This window comes from Mesobacillus selenatarsenatis SF-1, assembly GCF_000813125.1.
Lineage (GTDB): Bacteria > Bacillota > Bacilli > Bacillales > Cytobacillaceae > Mesobacillus > Mesobacillus selenatarsenatis.
Window position 1 is genome coordinate 1 of record NZ_BASE01000008.1, and the last position, 24,397, is coordinate 24,397.

Genomic DNA, 24,397 nt, shown 5'->3' on the forward strand with positions numbered 1-24,397 from the left:
GAAGCAGGAATGTTGAAGAAGGATTGGCATCGTAAGGAGTCGAATATTATCGGTATCCTTATGATAAGGGAATGATATAAATGGAACAAACCATTTCTATAGAGGTAGAAGTAGATTCACTAGAACTAGAATTCAACCAAAATATTATTGGGAACATTTCTTTTGTTGTTGATTACCATCGTTATTTTCCCGATGAAGGATGGTCTGATTTTGTAGTAATTATTTTATCTTGGTGGATTAAATCATTTAAAGGATTGTTAGTTTCTTCTATAGGCCGAACATTCAAGTTTGACTTTATGGATGGAACTCCTATTATTCTCGGGAAAAAAGTATGTCCATCTCGTATTGAATTATCGTTCGAATTTGATAAGGGAAAAAGGGTATTGGAATTCACCGCAATTTGCAAATTAGAGGAGCTGGGGAACAGTCTGCTTACAGCTTCAAAAAAGGTTCTAAGAGCTGTTGAAAGAAATAAGTGGAGCAGCGAAGAGATAGCTGAACTTAAAGACTTAACATTGTCACTCGAACGTTATTTTCAAAGTAATTAAACTATCAATAAAGTTATATTTAAGAAGGAGTTGCTATGCCAGCTCCTTCTTTTTGCTATAGGAGCCGATAAAAATATAAAGAAAAATAATAAAACAAACCAAAACCTTTTTCGAACCCACACGTCTAAGAATTAAGTGAATTAACAAGGAGAGAAATTAGATGGCTGACTACAGGGAAGAGGATATTCATGAGTGGTACAATCTGTATCATCAAACAATCTTTAAATTTATTTTTATGCTTACAAAAGATTATCAGCAAGCTGAGGATTTAACTCAGGAAACATTTTTTAAGGCCTATAAATACCATCATACTTTCAAAGGGGATTCTAGCGAAAAAACATGGTTGTTCAGTATCGCTCATAATGTGACTGTTGACCACATGAGAAAACAAAAGCCAATTCGCTTTTTTAAAGAGTTATTCCAACCTCAAATTGACATTAAACTATTGCCAGAAAATGTGGTCCAGCTTAAAGAAAGTTCAAAGGAAATTCACGAAGCATTAAGTGCGCTTAAACATTCGCACCGGGAAGTTATCATCCTTAGAAAGATCAAGGGTTTTTCAATTACCGAAACAGCGGAGATATTGAATTGTTCGGAAAGTAAAGTAAAGTCCACATTGCATCGTGGGATGTTAGCTTTGGAAAAAAGATTAATTAAGGAGTCGGGGTTAAATGAACATACAAAGTGAATTGAACACTTATAATCGTGCTCTTCAGAAAGTAGAATATGATTTGGAATGGAGTCAGGAGCAAGCCGATTTAGTCAGGAGAAAACTGGAGAGGCAAATTTATAAGGAAAAGGTTAAATCTCGGGCTTTCAAAATTTTTGGATACCTATCAACTATAAGTATCACTTTTTCTCTCCTTTTTTTGCTTGTTATTCAATTGGGGAATGAAGATTCATTTGTTTCAGGGATGCTATCAAAAGAAGAAAAGCTGTATACAATGGAAGTAATCGACGGGAAAGAGAGACCGGTTTTAACCGAAAAAGGGATGGAATATGTTGTTTATCCAATGGATGCCCACAAGGAGATCAATACAATCTCAGGAGAACCATTTCTTGGAGTATCTGTTGGAAAAATAGGTAGTAAAGAACAAATATATACACAGGCGATTTACCCGACTTCAGAAGGAAGGTTTATTTCAGTACATTATTCAAAGAATGAAACGGGATCAGTTGAAGAAATGAGTAGATATTTTTTACCCGAATATCCCCTCTACGGAACAAAAGTCACGGAAATAAATGTTTCAGGGCAACGGGCATTTCTACATGAACCTACAACAGAATATGGATCAGCTGCGTTATATATCGTTACCAAAAATTATGTATACTATATGACTAATCAGGGGTTGTTGAATAAAAAGCAGGGTGATTCTGAGGAGTTAGTCAGACTTGCCAACTTGTTTAACTTTGAGGTTGAAAGATAAATGTTAGATTTTAGAATTGATTATCTGCTTAAATAATTGCCGATGCATTACTTGGAGTATAAATTAATTCTGTGAGTTAACAGGACTGAAAAAGTTTGTGAACCATTATAATTTAAGGTAAGGGTGCTTTGATCCAAGAAGGATTAAGGCACCTTTTGTTGAATTCCTTATTGAGCTAATGGGGCAGTTATGTTGAAGAAGAGGATTGTACGGGAGCGGAAATCAACAGCCACGTTTAACAGAGTGTTTAGTTTAAAAAAGTATAGCAGTGAAGCTCATTCGACGCGTGCAAAAATGAATGTACAACTTTTATCACCTTTCCAAGCCTTGGCAGTCGCCGGGATTCTTTATTTCGCAGTAAATTATGCTGAATCCGGCTTTACCTTAAAAATATTTTTCCAACATACCGTGAACCCGATTGCAGGATCAACCGGATTTAACAGCCAAAGAAAAGGAGATTGCGAATTGATTATCGAATATATTCCGTCATGATAGATAGGAGCTTCATATGAAAAAGAAAATGTTAATGTATGGCACTAGCTTTGTGATTTTGTTTCTGATCCTGTTTGCTCTGGACAAATATAAGATTTATAAAGAAGAAGAGCCTCCGATTCCGGATATTTCTGTTGAAGGCGTCTCCATCAACGCTCATCCAGGCCCATATGACTGGCGCGGCTCAAAGAAGAGTACTGAAAATCCAGTAGAGATGCTCGCAGGGTTGCCTGGTGATAAGGTAAAGGAAGATAACACCCTGACAATCGCCTTTCCAGAAGGCGGCCAGCCAAAAAAAATAACGGTCAGTGAATGGGACAGCTTTTCAAAAGAGCAAACCGATTACGATTACCTGGAGGGTTTTCCTATACCTTACAGCCATAAAAGCTGGGGAATTGTCTATTTAATTATCAATGCGGAATGGAAAAATGACTCTGTTTCATATTATTTAAAGCTGAACGTTGAGCAGAATTATTATGGCGACATGCTGGCAAAAAAAGAAGGAGCACTTACAGCTATGGCGGTTGTTCCGTCAGGAGAAGGCGCAAACTATGATTTGCCTGCTGAAGCGAAAAAGCCGCTTGAAAGGTTTGAAATATACGATGATATTGAGTTTGTCAAAGAAGAGTTTCCAGGGTTAAGCAGCTGGGCACCTTCAACCATTCCTATGTACTTTGTGTTCAATAATGAATACTTGACTTATACTGCAAAGGATAAGGCACAAATGATCCAGTACCTGGAGGCTGTTCCAAAGCCACCTTATCTAGGCCTGCTGGCACCAAGGGACGGGGAAATCAGGGTGCTTGCGGTCGTCCCGCCTGGAGAAAAAGAATTAACCGATTCCGACCCTGAAATAAAGGGATTGCTTAATACATTCGAAGTTCGTGATGATCTTGAGGAAGTCAAGAAGGAGTTTCCGGGATTAAGAGACTTAACTGCAGCTGCTCTCCCGGTATACTATGTGTTCAATGACAAAAAACCGTTAAAAACAACTTTTGAAAAAGAAGAATTGATTATTTTTATAGAATTCTATAAAAATAAATAAAATAAATATAAACTAATTGTGCTGCTAATTCACCAGCGAATTTAGGTTCTACAGAAATTTTATGGGTTCTCAGTTTTTGATAGACGTAATACTCCAATCTCTTGGGTAATTGAGAAACAAAAAGAAAATGACAACTCTGATTTAAGTGATCAGGAAAAAATAGAACTTGATAAATTGTATGAAGGAAACGCTCACCGAGCATTTATGGGCAAAAATCAAAATAGTGATATGACAATAATCTCAAAGGATTCGAAAGGAAAACCCCTTATAAAAAAAATGGCTGTATACAAGAACGATGTACTAAGAATGGAGTTTCTAAATGCAAATGGTGAAGTTATTTACAAACTTACACCTGAGTAGTTATTTATAAAAACATAATTTCTATACTCTGATTACTGGTGCGATTGCTGAACAAAAGCAGTCGCTCTTTCTCACTAAAGAGGCAGCATTCTTATATAGTAAAGCAACCTTTGTGAAAAAAAGCACTTAAAGATAAGGGTGCTTATCTTAAATAAGAACCATTATATTTATGGTTCCGAAAATACAATAAATTAGAAAAATGGCGTGTCAAAACTGATATCAGTTTACACGCCATTTTCATTGTCATTTAAAGGAGATGCACCCTAAAATGGAACGGTTTACTCACATAATGCGAATTGGATTTTTTTTATCTCCTTATCAATTTTTAAACTGTATGACAAAAGTTCGAGTTTCAATTTGAGACTATACAAGCCTTTATAGAAATTTTTAATACTACGCACTTGGAACTAAGTATATACTGAAATAAGTTATTTCTGGAATGTACTATTATCAATGGGTTAACAATGTTAATCTAGGTTATGAAACTATTATAGGAGAGTCCTGAAATGAAAAAGAAAATGAATTATTTAACCTTACTTTTAACAACCATATTAATGGTTGGTTGTACCAACGTAGAAGATACATCCAAACCAGATAGAGAAACAAATCCACAAGAAGTAACCACAGTTAATACAAATGAAAATAGTGAAAAAGAAGAAGCTGCGGTTGTCAATGAACCAGTAGTAGAGGAAAAACCAAGCCAATCAAATGATGAACTGTTCTCGGGATACAAATTAATTGAAGTTGATGGTGGTGATTTGTCAGGATTTCGTGAACCTAACGTCGTCGTTGACATTGGTTATGGGGACCGTGAATATTGGGCATTTACTAATGAATACGGGCAACTAGTACGTGTCATTGCTGACGAAATCATTTTACAAGATGACCTTAACGAACCTGTATTATCTTCTGGCAGATACTACTCTGATGAGGCAAAGGTTCCTGGCGTCGAAAGTGACGTTTTAGATGAGGGGCATATCATTGCTGATTCTCTCGGAGGGGTATCAAATGCTTATAACATTACCCCACAAGATAGTACGCTCAACCGACATGGTGATCAAGCTTATATGGAAGAAGTGATCCGTAGCGCAGGCGGAGCCACTAATTTTGAAGCAATTATCACATATCACAATACGGAAACGCATATTCCCTCAAGTTATCAGTATACCTATACTTTAATGGGTAATGTGATCGTTGATACATTTGACAATGTCAATCCTGATGAAGTAAATGAATCACTCGGTTTAACAGGCAATGAGCCTTCAGATACTAGTTCAAATACAAACGATGATATTTCGAGTGTTGATACAAACGGTAATGGACAGGTGACGATCAAGGAGGCAAAAGCAGCAGGTTTCAGTATGCCAATAACAAGTGATCATTGGTTATACCCATATATGGACGATCGTGATAACGACGGTATGGTAGGTGAGTAAGACTAGAACATTAATCAAAATGAATGAAGAAGTACAATTTCCTCTTTGGATAATTCTGTACAGGTACAACTGAAGTTATGGCATATCATTTAAATTTGTACAATTATCCTTCACTCACCGGTTCGTATGTTCTATAAGCAGATATGCACCGGTAATTGGATTTATTAATTAGGACTTATACTAGTTTATATAAATTTAAAAAAACACTGACCATTATATATAGGGTCAGTGTTTATCTTTTATTTCCGTAAAATCTTCTCCATCTTTTTTCCCTTTGCCAACTCATCGATCAGCTTGTCCAGGTAGCGGATTTCTCTCATGGTTTGTTCCTCGATCTCTTCAATTCGGACACCGCAAATCACACCTTTGATCAAATCCCTCGAAGGATTCAGTTGGGGAGCTTCTGCAAAGAAGGTCTCAAAGTCTGTCTGTTTTTCAAGTATTGCTTCTACTTCTTCCTGGCTATACCCTGTCAACCAAGTGATGATTTCATCAACTTCAGCTTTCGTCCGTCCTTTTCTTTCCGCCTTATTCACATAATGAGGATAGACACTTGCGAAACTCATTGTGTAGATCTTATGTTTAGCCATGTTACAACTCCCTGTTAATTGTTTTCTTCATTATAGTACGAAAAATAGACCCGTACAAACGTGATAACGGTCAATTAATTCAAGAAATAGAGGGTTCTCTTAATTTATAGGTACGAGCTTTTGTTTTTAAAAAGGAAATAGACCGATGGGGAAGAATATTAAAGTATATGAATGTGAATCGTGCGTAATGGGGTGTGGTTGATGGCTAAAACAATACTTTCTAACAAAGAAAGTAAAGTTCCTAGAACGTTTTTCGAAGGAAGCACTTTCTTTCGTATGCTCCGCTTTGTCTTCTTACTATTTCTTTCCTTCTTCTTAGTGTATGTCTACTATCTGTACCTGACAGGCCACCTTAAAAAAAACATTCTTACAATCTGGTCTAATCATCAGCAAATCATCATTTCATCTTCGATTTTCGTTACATATACAGTGATTATTTTTCAGTTGGGTATATGGAGAGGGAGAAGAAGGTAGCACGATGTTATTTTGATTATTGAATGGAAGCAGGGTAATCCTTTGCTTCTTTTTTTGTCGGGAGTATGCAAGGGTTCTGAAATGCTGTTGATTAATTCTTAATGTATTAATTCCTCAAGGGGATAAATTTTTCATACACCATCATCCTTTCGTACTATCCATTTCTGTGCCTAATTTACCCCTTACGCTAAAACAGTTAGTATTATAGTTTTAAAATTGGGAAAATTCGGTTAAATATTTGCTATTACTCTTCTATTTCCACTACCATAATATTGAAATCAAATTAAATAGGAGGGATTCATTTTGAAAAACTTCTTACGTACCGGGCTGTTTGCTTTGCTAAGTGTTCTGTTACTGGCCGGTACAATGCCTGCAGCAGGACTGGCAAAAAAACCGCAATTCAGCTACGACCAGTACAGCCAGGTGGATGTGGGCAAGGATGGAATGGTTGCGACGGCCCACCCGCTTGCATCAGAGATTGGTGCTGAGGTTCTTCGCAAGGGCGGAAACGCGATAGATGCTTCTGTTGCCATTCAGTTTGCGCTGAACGTAGTAGAGCCGATGATGTCCGGGATCGGCGGCGGTGGTTTCATGATGGTTTATGACGGAAAAACAAAGGAAACCACAATCGTGAACAGCCGTGAGCGTGCTCCTGAGGGCGCGACGCCAGACATGTTCCTGGATGAAAACGGGAAGCCGATTCCTTTTTCAGAACGTTCAACAGGAGGTAAGGCAGTAGGAGTGCCGGGAACGTTAAAAGGGCTTGAGACAGCACTTGAAATGTGGGGAACACGTCCACTGCAGCAGCTGATCGGTCCATCTATTAAGCTAGCAGACAAGGGATTTCCAATTGATTCAGTCCTTGCAGATGCGATTGCCGATAATCAGGACAAGTTATCAAAATCAGCAGCTGGTGAGGTTTTCCTGCCTGACGGAAAGCCACTTCAAGAGGGAGATGTCCTTGTTCAGGACGACCTGGCTAAAACTTTTAAGCTGATCCGTTCACATGGAGCTGATGCACTGTATAAAGGAGAGATTGCAGAAGCAGTTGCGGATGTTGTCCAGGATTTTGGTGGATCGATGACTCCTGAGGATCTGGCAAAGTATGATGTAACTGTCGATGAGCCAGTGTGGGGAGACTATCAAGGCTACGAAATTGCCAGCATGCCTCCTCCAAGTTCTGGCGGTGTCTTCCTGCTGCAAATGCTGAAAATACTGGACGATTTCAATCTGTCCCAATATGATGTCAACTCTGCAGAAAAATATCATCTTCTGGCTGAAGCCATGCATCTTGCCTATGCTGATCGAGCAGCATACGCTGGAGATCCTGAATTCGTCAATGTTCCTGTGAATGGTTTGCTCAACCCTGATTACATCAAGGAGCGCCAGGAGCTAATCAGCATGGACTCTGTTAATCAGTCTCCTACGGCAGGTGACCCTTGGAAGTATGAAAATTCCGAGGCGAACTTTACACCAACAAGCCAGCCAAATGACAGGAAGTATGGAGAAACAACTCACTTTACTGTTGCTGACAAATGGGGAAATGTTGTTTCCTACACAACAACAATTGAACAGGTGTTTGGAACGGGAATCATGGTGCCTGGTTACGGATTTATGCTGAACAATGAATTGACCGACTTTGATGCAGTCCCTGGCGGTGCGAATGAAGTTCAGCCGAACAAACGCCCGTTGAGCAGTATGACACCGACCATTGTTTTTGAAAACGGCGAACCAGTCTTGACGGTTGGCTCACCAGGAGGCCCGACGATCATTACCTCAGTGTTGCAAACCATCATCCATGCCATTGAGTATGATATGGAGCTCAAGGAAGCAGTCGAGCAGCCTAGAATATACACTAACAATCTAAATTCCTACCGCTATGAAGATGGTATCAGCTCTGACACTCTTAACGAACTGAATGCCATGGGCCATAAATTTGGACCTAGCCCAACGACCATCGGCAATGTCCAAAGCATCCTGGTCGACCGTGAGAACGGTACTTTTAAGGGAGTCGCCGACTCAAGCAGAAATGGCGCAGCTATTGGAGTAGATCTAAAAGGGAACCGAAAATAGAGATATATGAAAGGAGCGGGAAATTTCCGCTCCTTTTTCATTTCAGTTATTAAAGTCATAAGTGATATACTATTGTTCTAATATAATAGAAGAAACGGATCAGACCGACCGTTTGTTATATAGAGCAAAGGAGTCAATAGTATGGCCAATGTACATGTATTTACTAAGCGAGAGGAAATCGCAAACGCGATCATCCATGGAATCGGTGGACTATTAAGCATCGCAGCCCTCGTCATCCTGATCGTATTCGCTTCCCTATACGGAACAGCATGGCATGTCGTGAGTTTCACCTTATTCGGTGTTACAATGGTACTGCTATACACATCATCAACCCTCGTCCACAGCTTCCCACCAGGGAGAGCAAAGGACTTTTTTGAAATCATGGACCACTCATCCATCTATTTCTTCATTGCCGGCACCTATACACCATTCCTTTTCATAGCCGTAAAAGGAGCATTAGGATGGACTCTGTTCGGAATCGTTTGGGGCCTTTCCATTGCCGGAACAGTATTCAAATCCCTGTTCGTTAAACGTTTCCTGAATACATCCACAGTGTTATATGTCGTCATGGGCTGGCTGATCGTCTTTGCCTGGGGACCACTGACACAGAATGTATCCTCACAAGGACTGTTATTCCTGGTGATTGGAGGAGTCCTGTATACAGTAGGAGCTATCTTTTACGTCTGGCGCGGATTTCATTACCACCATGCGATATGGCATTTGTTTGTATTAGCAGGATCCGTTATGCACTTTTTTGCGGTTTTGAGTTTGTTGCCCTAAATCAATAAATTCCGTGTTTGGAGGCGTTTTGAATGCTTCATGCGAATATTAGAAGACCGACAACTGAACATCGTGAACAGTTGAATGATTTTTTTAGAACGGTGATCATCGATACATTTAATAAAGAGGGGATTGGTGATCAATTAAATGATATCAATGAAGAAATAGAAGTGAAGAAAAGATACTTAACTAGTGATTTTGAAAGCAATGGTTTGGAAAGATATTTTTTAATAGCATTATATGGTGACAAAATTATTGGTTCAATTGAATTTGGCCCAGCAAATGAAATCATAAGAAATGCTTCAGATCATGCTTTTGAAGCACTTGTCGAGGTAGGTACAGTATTTGTCCATCCTGACCACCAGAGGAATGGAGTAGGAAATTTACTATTGAAGGCAATGTATGAAACATTGCGAAATCAAGGGATAGAAGAATTTTGCCTGGATAGTGGATATAAAAGAGCACAACTTATCTGGAAAAAGAAATTTGGAGAACCAGATATTCTATTAAAGGATTATTGGGGCGAAAATTTTGACCATATGATTTGGAAAGTGGAAATCAGGGAACAAGAATAGGATTTATATTGAAGGCCTCTTGCCCATAAATATATGTAGCCGACTCCTTTTTAGCGTCAAATAGAACAGACAAGCCTTGTGTTGAATAGAGAGGCTTGTTTTTTTATTGCTGCAGTCATTTTGTTGTAAGGAAACACCCTTAAATCTAGAGAATAGAACAATAAGTTATAGTACAAGTGAAAAGGGTATCTAACATATAAGAAAGCTTCCCAATAAAAAGCAGAAAGGATAATGTGCAGTGGCTATAGCGAGAGATTTTTTCATGGCGTTGTCAAAAAATCAGTTATTAAATGCTAGTGCAAAAAAATGGGGATTTAAACTCGGGGCGGGGAAGGTTGTAGCAGGAATTGACACAGATGGAATGATACAATCAGTAAAGAATCTAAACTCTTATGGTATTAGCGCAACAGTAGACCACCTAGGTGAATTTGTTCGTTATGAGCATGAAGCAATAGAAGCCAAAGAGAATGTCCTTATAACACTGCAAGCCATTAAACAATCAGGTGTAGACGCACATTTATCGATTAAATTAACACAACTGGGATTAGATGTTGATCAAGAATTTTGCCTAAAAAATATGCAGGATATCATGAAAGCAGCAAAAGAATACGGAATTTTTGTAAATATAGATATGGAAGATTACAGTCATCTCCAAATGACGTTTGATATAATAAAGCAGCTTCAAGTTGAATACGACAATATCGGTACAGTCATTCAAGCCTATCTCTACAGGTCAGAAAAGGATATTGATAATTTAAAGCATATGCGGCTGCGACTCGTAAAAGGCGCATATAAGGAAAATGAACAAGTATCTCTGCAGAAAAAAGAAGAGATTGATGCGAATTACTTGAAACTTATCAAGAAACGATTGCTACATCCAGGTTTCACATCAATCGCAACACATGACCATAATATTATTAATGCAGTTAAACAATTTGTAATTGAAAATGATATTCCGACAGATAAGTTTGAATTCCAAATGCTATATGGTTTCCGAATAGATATGCAACTAGAACTAGTGAAAGAAGGATATTCCTTCTGTACCTACGTACCATTTGGGCATGACTGGTATGGTTATTTCATGAGAAGACTGGCAGAACGCCCACAAAATTTGAACCTAGTTTTGAAGAGTTTAGTGGCGAAATAATTTGCTTGGGGATTAAGATTGAGATGGGGAGAAGCAGCGGGACGTATCATCTGCATCTAGTTTAGTTATGTAAAATGAGGTGATTTCCTTCATTGGAAGAAGTCCTGCTGTTATTCTGCTTGGAAGCATTAGGTACGTCCCTTTGCTCACGTTAAAAGAGGTGCATAATGAGTAATGATAAATCGGCTATTGAAACAATGAAATATCGTCAATCCATCAGAGCATATGATACAAAAAAGTTTTCTGAAATTGATTACAAAAGGATCAAAGAATACATAGCATCTGAAGACAATTTAATAGGGCCTTTTGGCAATAAAGGCCGAATTGAGCTTGTTCAGATTACCAACAATGTATCAGAAAAAGGAATCAAGCTTGGAACTTATGGATTTATTAAAAATCCGCAGGTCTATCTGGTCGGTCTGTGTGAAAATAAGAAATACTCCTTGCTTGAATTCGCCTTTACATTTCATAAGCTGGTGATTTATTTGACAGAGCTTGGACTGGGAACATGCTGGATGGGCGGGACCTTCAGCAGGAATTCCTTTGAAAGAGAAATTCAGCTTGCAGAAGGAGAGTTTATTCCATGTATCACGCCATCAGGCTATCCTCAACAAAAGCAAAGAGTATTTGATAAAGCGCTTCGTTATGTGGTGAAAGCCGATAATAAAAAACCGTGGGATCAGTTGTTTTTTGACGGGAGTTTTGCAGATCCGCTTGATAAAGTAAATGCCGCTCAATTTGAGATTCCCATCGAGATGGTGAGGCTGGGGCCTTCAGCATCAAACAAACAGCCATGGAGACTAGTATTGTCTGAAGATCGTCAAAAGTGCCATTTTTATATTGAACATACCCCCAATTACAGTACAAGGCTAGGATATGACATGCAAATACTCGATATTGGCATCACTATGGCTCAGTTCGAGTTAGCATGCGATGAACTGGAAATCAAGGGACGATGGATAGTTGCAGACCCCGGAATAGAGCTCCCGAACAGTTTGACAGAGGAGTATATGGTTAGCTGGACACTGGATTAAAAAATAAAAACCTGGACTTGCCAAAATGTATCCCGAACTCTTTGCTGCCCAATCAGTAAAAATTGAACTGAAGAAATCACTGAGAAAGCATATTTTTGCTCGTTTTTATAATTGCAAACATCCACTGTGTTATATGTTGTTATGGGATGGCTCATCATCTTTTTCTGGGGACATTTAATGGAAATGTATCAACTCAGGGACTGCTTTTCCTGTTGATCGAGAAGTCTTGTTTACAGTAGAGCCATTTGTTATATATGGAGTTGGTTTCAGTTTCATTAACTCCAAGCAATATGGCATTTATTAGCTGGGTCAAATATGTACTTTTTGCGGTTTTAACTTTGTTGCCGTGATTTTATATTCCCCTATTTAGATTGGTTTCGATTCTCGAATGATACTTAAGAACCGTCCCTGTGTCTCCTTTGCAAAAGCGAAATAATAAAGATATGACAGGCGGCAGTTAACTCACTGTCGTCTGTTTGCATTGTCATGGATGACTACTATGAAAACAGAGTGAACCCACCCTCTATAAGAGTATTACTTTTATGAATGATCTTGAGTTTAGCAGAATAAATGAAGCATTTTAGGTAGATGTCCCGCAGGCTGTCAGGAGAAAGTAACAGGACGTGAATTGTAAAAACGAACAAATTTAGTGATTTTCCGTGACCAAAAAATCACAAGGAATCAAATGGAACTTTTCAGTAAATGGGTAGCAAAGGTACGTCCCATGCTTCCATGTATTAGCTGACTCCATCAAAGCACTTCTTGGAGTTTTTGGCTTATATATATTAGCTAATAGAAAACGGCTTCTAGCAAGAATAGGCTGAACCAGGTAAGGTGCTGGTTCAGCCTTTTTATTTTACCGAAAATGCATATCAATGAATGAACGCAGATCTTTTGATCACCTTTAGTTCTTTCTTCTAAATCATCGAATCAGAAATCTCTTTATACATTAAAAAAGTTCCTGTCAGTAAAGCCTATTTGTATAACCTTCTTTCAATTCCATTGCTACTTGTTCAGCAGAAACATTCGGAATCTTTGAGTGAGCGACTAACATGCTGGGAACAGAGGGAAGAGTCTCTTTCTGCAGCCATGTATCAGGCTTCCATAATTCAGATCTGATAAATGCTTTTGCACAATGAGCATAACATTCTTCAACTTCTACTAAAATACCAAACAAAGGAGCTTTTCCATTCACAGCACTTTTCTCAAGCAGTTCAGGATCACGACTAATATAAGCTTTACCATTTATTCGTAAGGTTTCACCTAATCCAGGGATTAGAAAGAGCAGGCCAATATTAGGGTTAGTAATGATATTGTGCACAGAATCCATTCTTCGGTTTCCCGGCCGTTCAGGAATAAACAAATGCTTTCCATCAAGTACCGCCACAAAGCCAGGTGCGTCTCCACGTGGTGAAACATCACATTTACCGCTTATATGGGAAGTGGATAAAGATAAAAAGGGGGATTTTGAAATGAAGTTTCTGCAATGATCATCAACAAAAGAAATGACTTTATTGGCTGCCCTTGGGCTAGGGTTTCCGATAGCAGAACGAAACTCTTCAAATTCTTTTTGTGTAGAAATTATGTGTTTATATTTAATAGTCATGAAATCACCTTTCGAAATGGAATATATACCAATAATACCATTTTATTGATGCTTAAGTTTCAATGAATTATTTTATCATAAATTAGAAGTTATTACTCATAATCTCTCTTTTGAAGCAAAGAACCTAACTGATTGATCCTCATCGACTAATTTCCCAACTCCTAATAGGTCTTTCCTCCCTTTTCCATAAATGTTAATAACTTAATATTTAATTAATACTAGATTAATAGAAGCAAAATATGATTGAGAAGGAAAGAGAAGCATTACATATCGGTTAAAACATCCTTTGAAGGGGGAGAACGATGAAGAAAAAATGGAAAAAAGGACTCAAAGCCACTGTAGTTTCCGCAGTTATGGTAAGCACGTTGATTTCTCCAGTATCAACGTTAGCACTTGGAAACTTTGATTTGAATTCGCCGGTCATTCAGACGCCGATCAATCAGTACAACGCCGATCTGGCCTCTGGAGTCATGGAAAAGCATTACAGTTTTGAAAGCAAGGAAGGGAAAAAGCTTGAGAGTTTTGTTGTTGAGGTAGACATGCAAGATCCAACTGTTGCCATTGAGGCTGGCACACCCAATGATGGCACTGCCTTCGGTTTGCAGCCGGTCAGGAAACAGGCGGAAGCGGCAAACGGTGAAAACCATACTGTGGTCGCTGCAGTGAATGCTGACTTTTACAATATGGCAACTGGAGAGCCTTCTGGCTATGTCTATAAAGATGGACAGGCCATTAAGGGCACGTCGCTTTCATCACAGGAATTTTTTGCGATTAAAAAATCCGGCGAGGCTGTGATTGGTACTCCAGGCGAATTTGGAGGAATGAAAGACCAAATCAAAGAGGCTTTAGGCGGGAATGCGATTCTAGTAAAAAACGGCCAAGTCTATCAGACTCCGCAAACCGGTGCGGATAAAGAGCCGAGGACAGCGGTCGGAATCAAACAGGATGGAGATGTGTTTTTTGTAGTTGTAGACGGGAGACAAGAGCCGTATTCAGCCGGGATTTCAATGCCTGACCTGGCCCAAATGATGATAGACCTTGGAGCGGTGAGTGCACTTAATCTGGATGGCGGCGGATCATCAACCTTCACAACACGTGAATTAGGGGGAGACCAGCTTGAGGTTGATAATAAACCATCTGACAGGGCAGAAAGAAGCGTTGCCAACTCGTGGCTGATCGTTTCCAATACCCCTGCTGATCATGTTTTTGAATCAGCTTATGTACAGCCGTATGACCAATCGTTCACACCCGGATCAACTATAGCCTTCTCCGCAAAAGGCAGGGATAAGTCAATGGCTTCTGCTCCTCTGCCAGAAGCAGGACTAACTTGGGAGCTGTCCGATCCTTCATTCGGTACAATACTTGAGAATGGCACATTTGTTTCCAATGGAAAAACAGGACAATTTCATGTTCTCTTAAAGCATGAAGGGAGAGAAGTGGGCAAAAGCATCATCGAAATTGCCCAGCCGGATGAAATGACCTTTTCAGCTGCTGAACTGACCGCGGCAAGAAACAGCGAAGTGAGTCTTGGACTCGTCACTAAGTTTCAAAAACGGGAAGTAGACTGGAACTTAAACGATATTGAATTTGAGATACCAGAAGGAATGGGAGCCATTGATGAAGCGGGCGTACTGCATACGGGGGAGCATAATGTAACCGGGATGATCAAAGCCCGTCTCAAGGGTACGGATCTCTCTGCTGAAATGAAGGTTTCAGTCGGGAAGCTTCCTGAAGTGGTGTTCGATTTTGAAAAAGACCTTGGAAGCTGGAGGACGGCCACTGCCAACCGCGGTGAAAAAGGGGCTGTGAGCCTTTCGAAATATCCTTCCCCAGTAAGGTTCGGCAATCAGTCATTAAAGCTAGATTTTGATTTTACCAATTCACCGGTTGGGACGACACTTGGAGTTTATGCTGGTCCGGGTGCGAATACAACGATCAGTGATAATCCTACAGGAATCGGAATGTGGGTTTATGGGACGCCTGAAGCTCAAGGCTACTGGCTGCGCATGCTCATCGTTGACGGCAATAACAAAAGTCAGGCCCTCAATTTTACTGGTGAGAAGCCAGGCATCGACTGGACGGGCTGGAAATACGTTGAGGCGGAAATCCCGGACTCCTTTACTGGTCCTTTCAAACTATCAGGAACACAGACAATCAGGTTGATGTCTACAAAATCAGGGATTACCGGCCCGATGACGAAAGGCTCTATCTATGTTGATAATATCCGTGCCGTCTACGGTGAAAAAATGGATGATTTGTATCCACCGGTGATTCAGTCCATTAACGTGGAAGGCAAGAATTTTACGACCAGTGCAGTGAAACTGAAAGCAGAAGTCAATGAGTATGATGATGATCCATTCAAAACGGGAATTGACTGGGAAAAAATAAATGTTTTTGTGGACGGCAAGAATTATGGCGGCACCGAAGGACATTTCTCCTATGATATGGACGGAAGCATATCTTTAAGCGGACTGAACTGGGCAGACGGAACGCATAAAGTAACGCTAATGGTACCAGATCAGTTTGGCAACCAGGCAATAAAGAGGGTGTATTTTACGGTTAATACTGGTTCAGCAAAAATCGATTTGATGAAGAAGCAAGAAAAAGCGCTTCTCGGAGATGTGTTTGAGCTGGCGGTTAAGGCGACAAATCCGAATGAGATAACCGGATCTGCTATTAAGCTTCAAGTAGACAAGAATTTCCCAGTAGACGATGTACAGTTTGCGGATGCCTTTAAGACGAGTACATTCAGTTATGAAGAAGAGACGGGCTTGCTGACCATGAACATTGTCAAGAGTGGTGAACCTGCTGCCAATGCAGACGCGGCATCCATCAAAATCAGGATTCCTGCTTCAGTGAAGGAAGGAAGCAAGTTAACTTACGAAATTTTGGAAGCTGAGCTAATCTACCAGACTCCACGGGGTGAAAACTTTGTTTCCACCTTTTCAATGGAACCAGTAAGCGTAAATGTGGAAGGGGCCTATGCCATTGAAGCTGAGCCAATCCTGATTGGAAAGCCATTCACCTTGACGGTCAAAAATGACCAAAACTCAGTGGAAAAAGACACGGAAGTATATGCTCTAGTCGGTGGTGCAAATGAGCCTGTTCTGTTAGGAAAGACGGATCACGAAGGAAAGCTCGTGATTGAATCACTGACAAGTGACGTAAAGAAAGTTGCCCTTTACGCTGTCAAGGATGGCAAGTATTCGTTCAAGTGGAATACACAAACCTATCCTGCACTTGCAGAACTCGACGAAATGAAGAACATCCTATCGACTCCAACAGGAAATCCATATAAGGAAAAGGCGTTCACCTGGATGTCCAGTCCATTGGTAGAAGGAGAAAGTTTGATTCAATTTGCCAGAAAACAGGACTATGAAAGAAAGGGTGAAACGGCTCTTGAAACGATTAATGGATCGTCAAGCAGCCAGGTCTTCTCAGGCGAGCAGGATATCAAGAAGAACGGGATTGTCAGAGTGAATGAAGTGAAACTGGAAAAACTGCAGCAGGATACTGCCTACATCTATCGAGTTGGTGATGGGAAGAACTGGTCAGATTTTGATGAATTCACGACATTGAAAAGAAAGCAAAGCTTCGAGTTTGCTGTCCTCGGGGATACTCAGTCTCCTTCAGACCTGACTGATTTTAATAAAATCCTTGGAGATTTGAATGAAAAGGACCTATCATTCATGATTCATGTCGGAGACCTGATTGATGAATCGTCCAAGTTTGGGCAGTGGGATGGCGCTTTGAAATCACTGAGCCAGTACGATAAGGTTCGCACAACCGATTTTGTCGGAACCTTAGGCAACCATGAATACATGGGCGACGCAGATGGCAGTCTGGCCAAAGCGATTTTCAACTCACCTGAAAACGGGCCTGAAATCGATCGAGGCGGGACATACTCAGTTGATTACAATAACATGCATATCAGCGTGTTAGGGTACACGAGCGAAAGAGAAGTGCTGGAACAGCAGCTTGAATGGCTGAAACAGGATGTGAAGAATTCAGACAAGCCGTGGAAGATCCTTGTGACACATAAGCCGCCGTATTTTACAAATCCGTTTGGCGGAAATGACATCATGAATGAAAAACTGCCTCCAGTCGTGGATGAGCTAGGAATTGATATCGTCTTCTCAGGCCATGACCACTCATATGGCAGGACGAAAAAATTGAAGGCCGGCAAGGAAGATTCAAATGGTACTGTTTATGTAGTAGCCGGAACAACTGGCAAAAAACACTACGACGCTGTTGCTGATGAGAAATTTGAATATGTAAACATGGAGTACATCGCTGTTTCCATGCAGGCAAAGGTTGATAAAGACCAAATCACCTTTACGACGGTTACATCAGACGGAGAGGTCATCGATGAATTTACAGTAGTGAATGAAGAATATTTTCTAGAAGAATAAATGCCGTAGACAAGGTCAGCCCTTTAATCAGCAAGGGGCTGGTCTTTCTTTATGCTTCCTCATTGTATCCCATTAGAAAGGTGAAAATGTGGATAATGGTTGCTATTTTGGCATATAAATGGGTGCAGCTATTTTCCGAATTGCAGGTGATTGAAATGGAAGTACAAAAAGGTTTTCAGAATTTGTCAAAGCGGAACATGGATTTTGAAGAAGTTTTCCAGCATATCCTGACATTCATCAAAGTGCAGCCAAGTGGCAGCCATCGATTGATCATAGGCACAGACTCCCAAGTTCATAGTACGTACACGCGCTTCATAACAGGTGTTGTCATACAGCGGGAAGGCAAAGGTGTGTGGGCATGTTACCGGTCTGTTAATATAGCAAGGCGAATTGAATCCCTACAGGAAAAAATTTCGATGGAGACAACCTATACACAGGAAGTTGCCTATATGTTCACTCCGGAGAAGCAAAACCAAATTATCGATCTATTGCTGCCTTACGTCAATGAAGGAGCCAGCTTCAGGATGGTGGGCCATTTAGACCTTGGCCGAAGCACGAAAAACAAAACAAGAGTGTATGTGAATGAGATGATTCAGCGAATTGAATCAATCGGGCTGGAAGCAGAAATCAAACCTGATTCATTTGTAGCGTCGAGCTATGCGAACAAGTATACTAAGTAGATTCTGATCTTGAACATCCCGTTCAGGACTATTTTTTTGTCGATGTACTTGAGGACGTTTTAATAAAAGGTGTAAGGGGGATTATATTACTTTTCTTAAGCTTGTTGGTCAGATAGGAAAGCGGTTTTTTCGCCATTAAAATAAGACCTTAAATAAGGTCTTGAAAAATCTGCTGCTCAATTTTATGGTTCACTTCTGTTTCGCCTTTAATCGTTTTATTTTTCTCTTATGTGTTCTTATAGCTGTTTGCTTATCCTTTAAACTGGTGGTAATCACTCCATAACTTTCGACAACCACCAAATTATTGTTCCCCCCTTGATAATTCCTATAGAAAATTAACAGAAATATCATCCTTCCTCTATGAATAAGATTTGTTTTTATTTTTTATTGTTCTATTACAATCATTCTAGCTTTTGTTTTTTAAATATTAAGGTTTTTTTAATTAATTTTTTTATTCACTAGGCCACTTTCTAGACGTATTTAACAGCCCGATAATAAGACCTCAATTGCAACTTTCCCAAGTTGAAACTGCAGTCTCTCCAAATAGAATATAATTATTTTGATGTTAATGTTGTTTCTTCAATATCATTTGAGACGAGTCATTGAAGGAATACAAATCTTTTTATGGAATTTAAATAGGAACCTTGGAAAATAAGCTGATTCCAAATGGAGTCACAGGAAATAATGAAATCATACTAATCACAACTGCCATTCAATGGAGGCTTGTCATGAATAATGAAAGTATAGTAGATGTAAAAGGGTTGAAAAAACGATACGGCAGCTTTACTGCTGTTAAGGGAGTTTCGTTCCAAGTTGAAAAAGGTGAAATCTTCGGTCTGCTTGGTCCCAACGGTGCTGGCAAAACGACAACGATAGAAATGTTAGTTGGCCTGAGAAAGCCAGATGAAGGCACCGCATCACTTTCTGGCTACGATGTGATCAAAGAAGTGAACAAAGTCAAAGAGGTAATTGGGGTACAGCTTCAGTCCACCTCCTTGTTTGAATTGTTAAAAGTAGAAGAAATCCTGCATTTGTACGGAAGCTTTTATCCGACTCATGTGGACATCAATGGACTAATCGGAGATATGCTTCTGACAGAGAAGCGGAATGACCGAATCAAAGGACTATCAGGCGGGCAAAAGCAGCGTCTTGCCATTGCACTTGCACTAATCCATGATCCGGACATCGTGTTCCTCGATGAGCCAACGACCGGTCTTGATCCGCAGGCAAGAAGGACTCTTTGGGACATCGTCCTCCGGTTGAAAGAGCGAGGAAAAACAATCATTCTCTCAACGCATTACATGGATGAAGCCCACGTACTATGTGACCGAATCGGAATCATGGATCAAGGTGAACTGATCGCTCTTGACACGCCAACGAATCTCGTCAAAAAACTGCAGTCCACAAGTTCTGTGGAATTCCATTTGAGCAACCCTCCAGAACAAGACTGGTTTTTGAAAATGGATGGAGTCGAGGAAGTGTCGATCAAAGACAACTTTGTTCAGTTGTATACGGATGATGTTCAAGTTACATTGACCTCCTTGATTCATGCGTCTGCAGAACATCAGTTCAAAATTGAGGATTTACAGACTCGCTTAGCGACATTAGAGGATGTATTCATTCATATGACGGGAAGGAGCATCAGGGAATCATGAGAGCTTATTGGCAATTAACGCTGGCACAATTAAGGATTTTCGCCCGAAACAAGCAGGTCTTATTTTTCACCTTACTCTTTCCGATCATCTTGATGCTTGCCCTCGGAACCTTTGCCGGAAATGGAAACAATCTTTCCCTTTCTGTAGGGCTGATCGACTCAGATCAAAGTGATGCTTCAAAGAATTTAGCAGAACGATTTTACAAAAATGACGGACTTGAAACGATAACGTTCAAAAATGTCAAAAGCGGGAAAGAAGCACTGAAAAATGGAGACATCCAGCTATTCATGGAGATTCCCAAAGGATACGAAGCAAAACTGGAGGAGCAGAATGAACCCTCAACACTTTCTGTCTATTATAATGAAAAAAATCTCACAACATCAGAGCTTGGCCTAACGGTTGTGAATGGAATCATTGATCAATACAGCAAGGATCTTGCAGACTATAAGCCGGTCGTAACGGTTGAAAAAGTAGGTATCAAAGCGCTGACCATCCGTTATGTCGACTTCCTTGTCCCAGGAATCGTCGCAATGATGATCATGAGCAATAACATGAACGGAGTCGCTGGCCAAATCTCCGCCTGGCGTGAAAGAGGAATTTTGCGAAGAATGCAAGGAACGAGACTGAAAGCCTCCACCTTTATCGCCGCACAAATCACCGCACGCCTGCTGCTCAACGGAACCCAGGCACTGCTCGTCGTCCTGATCGCTCATTTTGTTTTTAGCATTCACGTCGCTGGTTCCTGGCTTGCATTGATTTTCTTCATAATCCTTGGCACACTTGCCTTCATGGCACTCGGTTTCATTATCGCCGGAATCGCAAAAAACCCGGAAAGCGCAGGCCCGATTGCAGGATTCATCACCTTCCCGATGCTGTTCCTTGGAGGAGTCTTTTTCCCAATTAACAATATGCCAGACATCATCCAGCCAATCGTGAAAATCCTGCCAATCGCCCATTTGAGCTCCGCATTGAGGGAGACGATGAACCTCGGTACACCATTCCTCCAATTATGGACAGAAACACTTATCCTTGGTTGTTGGTTAATTGGCGGATTCATCGTGGCAAGTTATGTGTTTAAGTGGGAGTAGGACAGTGAGCTGTTGAATGTGTCCTCTATCAAAAGACAACCAGGCATCTGCTTGCCTCAATTGATTTTGGAATTTAAATAGGAGGTTCTTCATTTGCTTCCTTCTAAAAATAATAAATAGAAATTTGCGGCAGTTATCTTGAACTGCCGCTTTTCTATGCGAATAAAAAAATGTTGCACTAAGGAAACAAATGCCTAGTTATATACGTGTATCTATTTGAAGAATAAGTTTGTAATGGTCTTAAAAAGGGAGTCATTCCCTTGAAAAAAGAAGAGACCATTATTGTTGGCAAAATTCTTAAAGCGCTGCGAAAACAACATCTGCTTAGTCAGGAAGATTTAGCCGACTTTAGCCCAAAAGACAGAAACACAATCAGCAACCTAGAAAGAGACCAATATCATCCTACACTTCCAACCATCTTTAAATTAGCTGTTGTACTAGAAATGAAGTCCTCAGAATTAGTAGAGAAAATAGAAGAAGTATAAGAAAACGATGAATACATTAATGTATATAAAAGGGAAGTAGAAGAGATGAAGGTCATTAATAAAAAGAACAAAAGGCCCCAATAGAATGGAGAGTCCCTATATGAATCCATTAGAGTATATTGACCGCAGCGTCTCCCGACTCATTAATGAGTATAATGATGAAATTGAGATGGAAATCATAAAGTATCAGGATCATTATAAGGTAGTCGTGACAATATGCCAGGAAGAACCGCCTTATAAGGATTTTAGTGGTATTGGGACTGATATAAGGAGTGCGAGGAGAGCGGCTAGGAAGGCATTAAAAGGATTATATTTGGAAGCATATGGTGAGGAAAAGAATTAGTAACCTATTTAGTTTAATGAAAACAATATTATTATTTATTGGGTACACTCTACACACTGTGAAGCCTTTGCGTAGATTATATTCTCATAAAGCTTTATCCCTTGGTGGATAAGGCCTTTTAGATTTCATAAAAAAATCTTTCGATTCTTGATTGATACACAAGAACCGTCCCTGTGTCTCTTTCTGAAGAGCTGGATATGATGTTACCTACTCAAAAGGACTTGCCTGTCCAGCCTGAAATTATCCATGATCCACCGATAAGTGAAACGTATGGAGATATCAAGCCACGGTTTGCACAAATTGAAGCACTTGAAGAGCTTGATAAGACTAGGGAAGAAGAATACCAAAAGGCACTTGTGGTAATGGCGACAGGATTGGGAAAAACTTATCTCGCTGGGTTCTTTGCTAAAGATTTTAAGAAGGTCTTATTTATAGCACATAGGGAAGAGATTCTTTACCAGGCAAGGAAATCTTTCGAAAATATAATGCCTAACAAAAATTATGGGATATATAACGGAAAGTACAAGGATAGCGAATCAGATGCTATTTTTGCTTCCATCTATACTTTGAGTATGAAGGCGCATATTGAGAGATTCAGTCCAGATGAATTTGACCTTATCATAGTGGATGAATTTCATCATGCAGCAGCTGAATCTTATCAGAGGGTCTTGGACTACTTTAAACCTGAATTCTTACTTGGAATTACGGCAACTCCTGATCGTAATGACAATAAGGATGTGTATGCGATTTGTGATGGAAATGTCGCATACCGACTTGATTTTCTTGATGCAATTAATCGTGAATGGCTTGCTCCTTTTAAGTATTATGGAGTGTACGATGAAACGGATTACAGCCAAATCACCTGGTTGGGAACACGTTATGATGAAGAAGAACTTCTACACTTACAGTTAAAAGAAGAAATGGCTTCGAAAATACTGGGTGCTTGGGAAGATAAAAAGCAGTCAAGGACAATTGGTTTTTGTTCTTCGATTCGCCAGGCAAACTTTCTATCAAGCTATTTTAATAAACAAGGATGTAAAACAGTCAGTCTTCATTCTCAACAAAAGGAAGTTGGAAGAGCTGACGCCATAAATAAGCTGGAAGCTGGGGAGTTGGATGTAATCTTCACTGTTGATCTATTCAATGAGGGGGTAGATATTCCACCGGTAGATACACTTCTGTTTGTAAGGCCTACAGAGTCATTGACTGTTTTCACTCAACAGGTTGGACGTGGTCTCCGATTAGCTCCTGGAAAAGAGCATTGCGTGATTATCGATTTAATCGGGAACTATCGTAATGCGGATGTTAAGCTAAGTTTGTTCGATACGGCAAGAAGTGAAGAGACATCAAAGAAAATCGAACCAAGAGTTCCTGCAAGTTGCGAACTAAATTTGGACTTGCAGGTAGTTAATCTCCTCAAGGAAATGACAAGAAAGCGATCTCCACGCAAGGAAAAGTTGCTAAATGATTACCTGGAGCTTAAGAATGACCTTGGCAGAAGGCCAACTTACCTTGAGTTACATCTTAAAGGGCACTCTGACTCAACACACTATAAGCAAGAGTTTAACTCATATGTTGGTTTCTTAAGCTGGGCTGATGAGCTAACGGAACAGGAAAAGGCCGTTTATAAGCGTTATGAGAATTGGTTGGTTGAGGTTGAGAAAACCAGTATGTCAAAAAGTTATAAAATGGTATTGCTGTTGGCAATGCTTAATCTTGGGGTCACAGAATGGAATAAACCGATTACCTCAAGAGAAGTAGCTCCATTTTTCCATAGGTACTTAACTGAAACTGAATATCGAAAGCGGATTGATTTCTCGGATAAATCATCGAAAAAACTATGGGAATACAATGAGAAAGCAGTCAGCAAGCTCATTGAAACGATGCCAATGACCCTGTGGAATCGTGGAAACGATGGATTAACCAGCTTTTTAAATGGGATGTTTAGGATTAATTTTGATATTTTAGAAGAGGACCAAGAGACTCTCTATAAATGGACAAGAGAAATAGCAGAATATCGTTTGCATGCGCATTTCGAAAGGAGAGCTAATAACAGTACTCATTAATTTGGGTACTGTTTTTTCTCCTGTAGGAAATAAAAATAAAGAACTAATGTTCGTTTGCAATCATGTTCATGGTACAATATA

The 24,397-nt window shown here is 40.0% G+C and carries 20 protein-coding genes; 18 read left to right on the forward strand and 2 right to left on the reverse strand.

Going from position 1 to position 24,397, the window contains the following annotated elements; genetic code table 11:
- Positions 1-80: 80 nt before the first annotated feature.
- The 6 genes from TY49_RS01310 to TY49_RS01340 all read left to right on the forward strand — a co-directional run bounded on the left by TY49_RS01310 (position 81) and on the right by TY49_RS01340 (position 5,308).
- Complete coding sequence (locus TY49_RS01310) at positions 81-548, forward strand: hypothetical protein (RefSeq protein WP_041964095.1); 468 nt, start codon at positions 81-83, stop codon at positions 546-548.
- Positions 549-708: 160 nt separating this feature from the next.
- Positions 709-1,236 (forward strand): RNA polymerase sigma factor, encoded by a 528-nt coding sequence (locus tag TY49_RS01315; protein ID WP_041964096.1) that lies wholly within the window; start codon positions 709-711, stop codon positions 1,234-1,236.
- A gap of 43 nt (positions 1,237-1,279) precedes the next feature.
- On the forward strand, positions 1,280-1,975 hold the full coding sequence (locus tag TY49_RS01320) for a hypothetical protein (RefSeq protein WP_156972573.1): 696 nt from the start codon (positions 1,280-1,282) through the stop codon (positions 1,973-1,975).
- Positions 1,976-2,164: 189 nt separating this feature from the next.
- Positions 2,165-2,467, forward strand: a complete 303-nt coding sequence (locus TY49_RS01325; protein ID WP_041964098.1) for a hypothetical protein — start codon at positions 2,165-2,167, stop codon at positions 2,465-2,467.
- Between the two features lie 16 nt (positions 2,468-2,483).
- On the forward strand, positions 2,484-3,512 hold the full coding sequence (locus TY49_RS01330) for a hypothetical protein (RefSeq protein WP_041964099.1): 1,029 nt from the start codon (positions 2,484-2,486) through the stop codon (positions 3,510-3,512).
- A gap of 866 nt (positions 3,513-4,378) precedes the next feature.
- Positions 4,379-5,308, forward strand: coding sequence for a DNA/RNA non-specific endonuclease (locus TY49_RS01340; RefSeq protein WP_041964100.1), 930 nt, complete (start codon positions 4,379-4,381; stop codon positions 5,306-5,308).
- 239 nt (positions 5,309-5,547) lie between these two features.
- On the opposite strand, the gene TY49_RS01345 is transcribed toward TY49_RS01340, so the two are convergent.
- On the reverse strand, positions 5,548-5,898 hold the full coding sequence (locus TY49_RS01345; protein WP_041964101.1) for a DUF2200 domain-containing protein: 351 nt from the start codon (positions 5,896-5,898) through the stop codon (positions 5,548-5,550).
- An 840-nt stretch (positions 5,899-6,738) separates the two neighbouring features.
- Between TY49_RS01345 and ggt the strand changes: the two genes are divergently transcribed.
- The 5 genes from ggt (at position 6,739) to TY49_RS01370 (ending at position 11,981) form a co-directional block, all read left to right on the forward strand.
- The gene (ggt, locus tag TY49_RS01350; protein WP_084135348.1) at positions 6,739-8,445 is read left to right on the forward strand and encodes a gamma-glutamyltransferase; all 1,707 of its coding nucleotides are present in this window, start codon (positions 6,739-6,741) and stop codon (positions 8,443-8,445) included.
- Between the two features lie 141 nt (positions 8,446-8,586).
- Entirely contained in the window at positions 8,587-9,225 is a 639-nt protein-coding gene (gene trhA, locus TY49_RS01355; protein WP_041964103.1) for a PAQR family membrane homeostasis protein TrhA, read from the forward strand.
- Between the two features lie 32 nt (positions 9,226-9,257).
- Complete coding sequence (locus TY49_RS01360; RefSeq protein ID WP_041964104.1) at positions 9,258-9,800, forward strand: GNAT family N-acetyltransferase; 543 nt, start codon at positions 9,258-9,260, stop codon at positions 9,798-9,800.
- A 238-nt stretch (positions 9,801-10,038) separates the two neighbouring features.
- Entirely contained in the window at positions 10,039-10,947 is a 909-nt protein-coding gene (locus TY49_RS01365; RefSeq protein WP_041964105.1) for a proline dehydrogenase family protein, read from the forward strand.
- A 167-nt stretch (positions 10,948-11,114) separates the two neighbouring features.
- Positions 11,115-11,981, forward strand: a complete 867-nt coding sequence (locus TY49_RS01370; protein WP_041964106.1) for a nitroreductase family protein — start codon at positions 11,115-11,117, stop codon at positions 11,979-11,981.
- A 964-nt stretch (positions 11,982-12,945) separates the two neighbouring features.
- Here TY49_RS01370 and TY49_RS01375 read toward each other — a convergent pair.
- Positions 12,946-13,587, reverse strand: coding sequence for a pyridoxamine 5'-phosphate oxidase family protein (locus TY49_RS01375; RefSeq protein WP_041964107.1), 642 nt, complete (start codon positions 13,585-13,587; stop codon positions 12,946-12,948).
- A gap of 302 nt (positions 13,588-13,889) precedes the next feature.
- Here TY49_RS01375 and TY49_RS01380 point away from each other — a divergent pair, with 302 nt between their 5' ends.
- From TY49_RS01380 to TY49_RS01410, 7 genes are all read left to right on the forward strand, one after another.
- The gene (locus TY49_RS01380) at positions 13,890-17,999 is read left to right on the forward strand and encodes a phosphodiester glycosidase family protein (protein ID WP_041964108.1); all 4,110 of its coding nucleotides are present in this window, start codon (positions 13,890-13,892) and stop codon (positions 17,997-17,999) included.
- 95 nt (positions 18,000-18,094) lie between these two features.
- A complete protein-coding gene (locus TY49_RS01385) occupies positions 18,095-18,679 on the forward strand; it encodes a ribonuclease H-like YkuK family protein (protein WP_232310336.1) in 585 nt (194 codons plus the stop codon).
- Positions 18,680-19,407: 728 nt separating this feature from the next.
- Positions 19,408-20,334, forward strand: a complete 927-nt coding sequence (locus tag TY49_RS01390; RefSeq protein WP_041964213.1) for an ABC transporter ATP-binding protein — start codon at positions 19,408-19,410, stop codon at positions 20,332-20,334.
- Positions 20,331-21,422: an ABC transporter permease gene (locus TY49_RS01395; protein ID WP_041964109.1), complete on the forward strand. Its 1,092-nt coding sequence runs from the start codon at positions 20,331-20,333 to the stop codon at positions 21,420-21,422. The genes TY49_RS01390 and TY49_RS01395 overlap by 4 nt, the downstream gene beginning before the upstream one ends.
- A 260-nt stretch (positions 21,423-21,682) precedes the next feature.
- Complete coding sequence (locus tag TY49_RS01400; protein WP_232310337.1) at positions 21,683-21,907, forward strand: helix-turn-helix domain-containing protein; 225 nt, start codon at positions 21,683-21,685, stop codon at positions 21,905-21,907.
- A 100-nt stretch (positions 21,908-22,007) separates the two neighbouring features.
- Positions 22,008-22,250 carry a hypothetical protein gene (locus tag TY49_RS01405; protein ID WP_041964110.1) on the forward strand — a complete coding sequence of 81 codons (243 nt, stop codon included), beginning with the start codon at positions 22,008-22,010 and terminating at the stop codon, positions 22,248-22,250.
- Between the two features lie 197 nt (positions 22,251-22,447).
- The gene (locus TY49_RS01410; RefSeq protein ID WP_084135341.1) at positions 22,448-24,316 is read left to right on the forward strand and encodes a DEAD/DEAH box helicase; all 1,869 of its coding nucleotides are present in this window, start codon (positions 22,448-22,450) and stop codon (positions 24,314-24,316) included.
- The last annotated feature ends 81 nt before the right edge of the window (positions 24,317-24,397 follow it).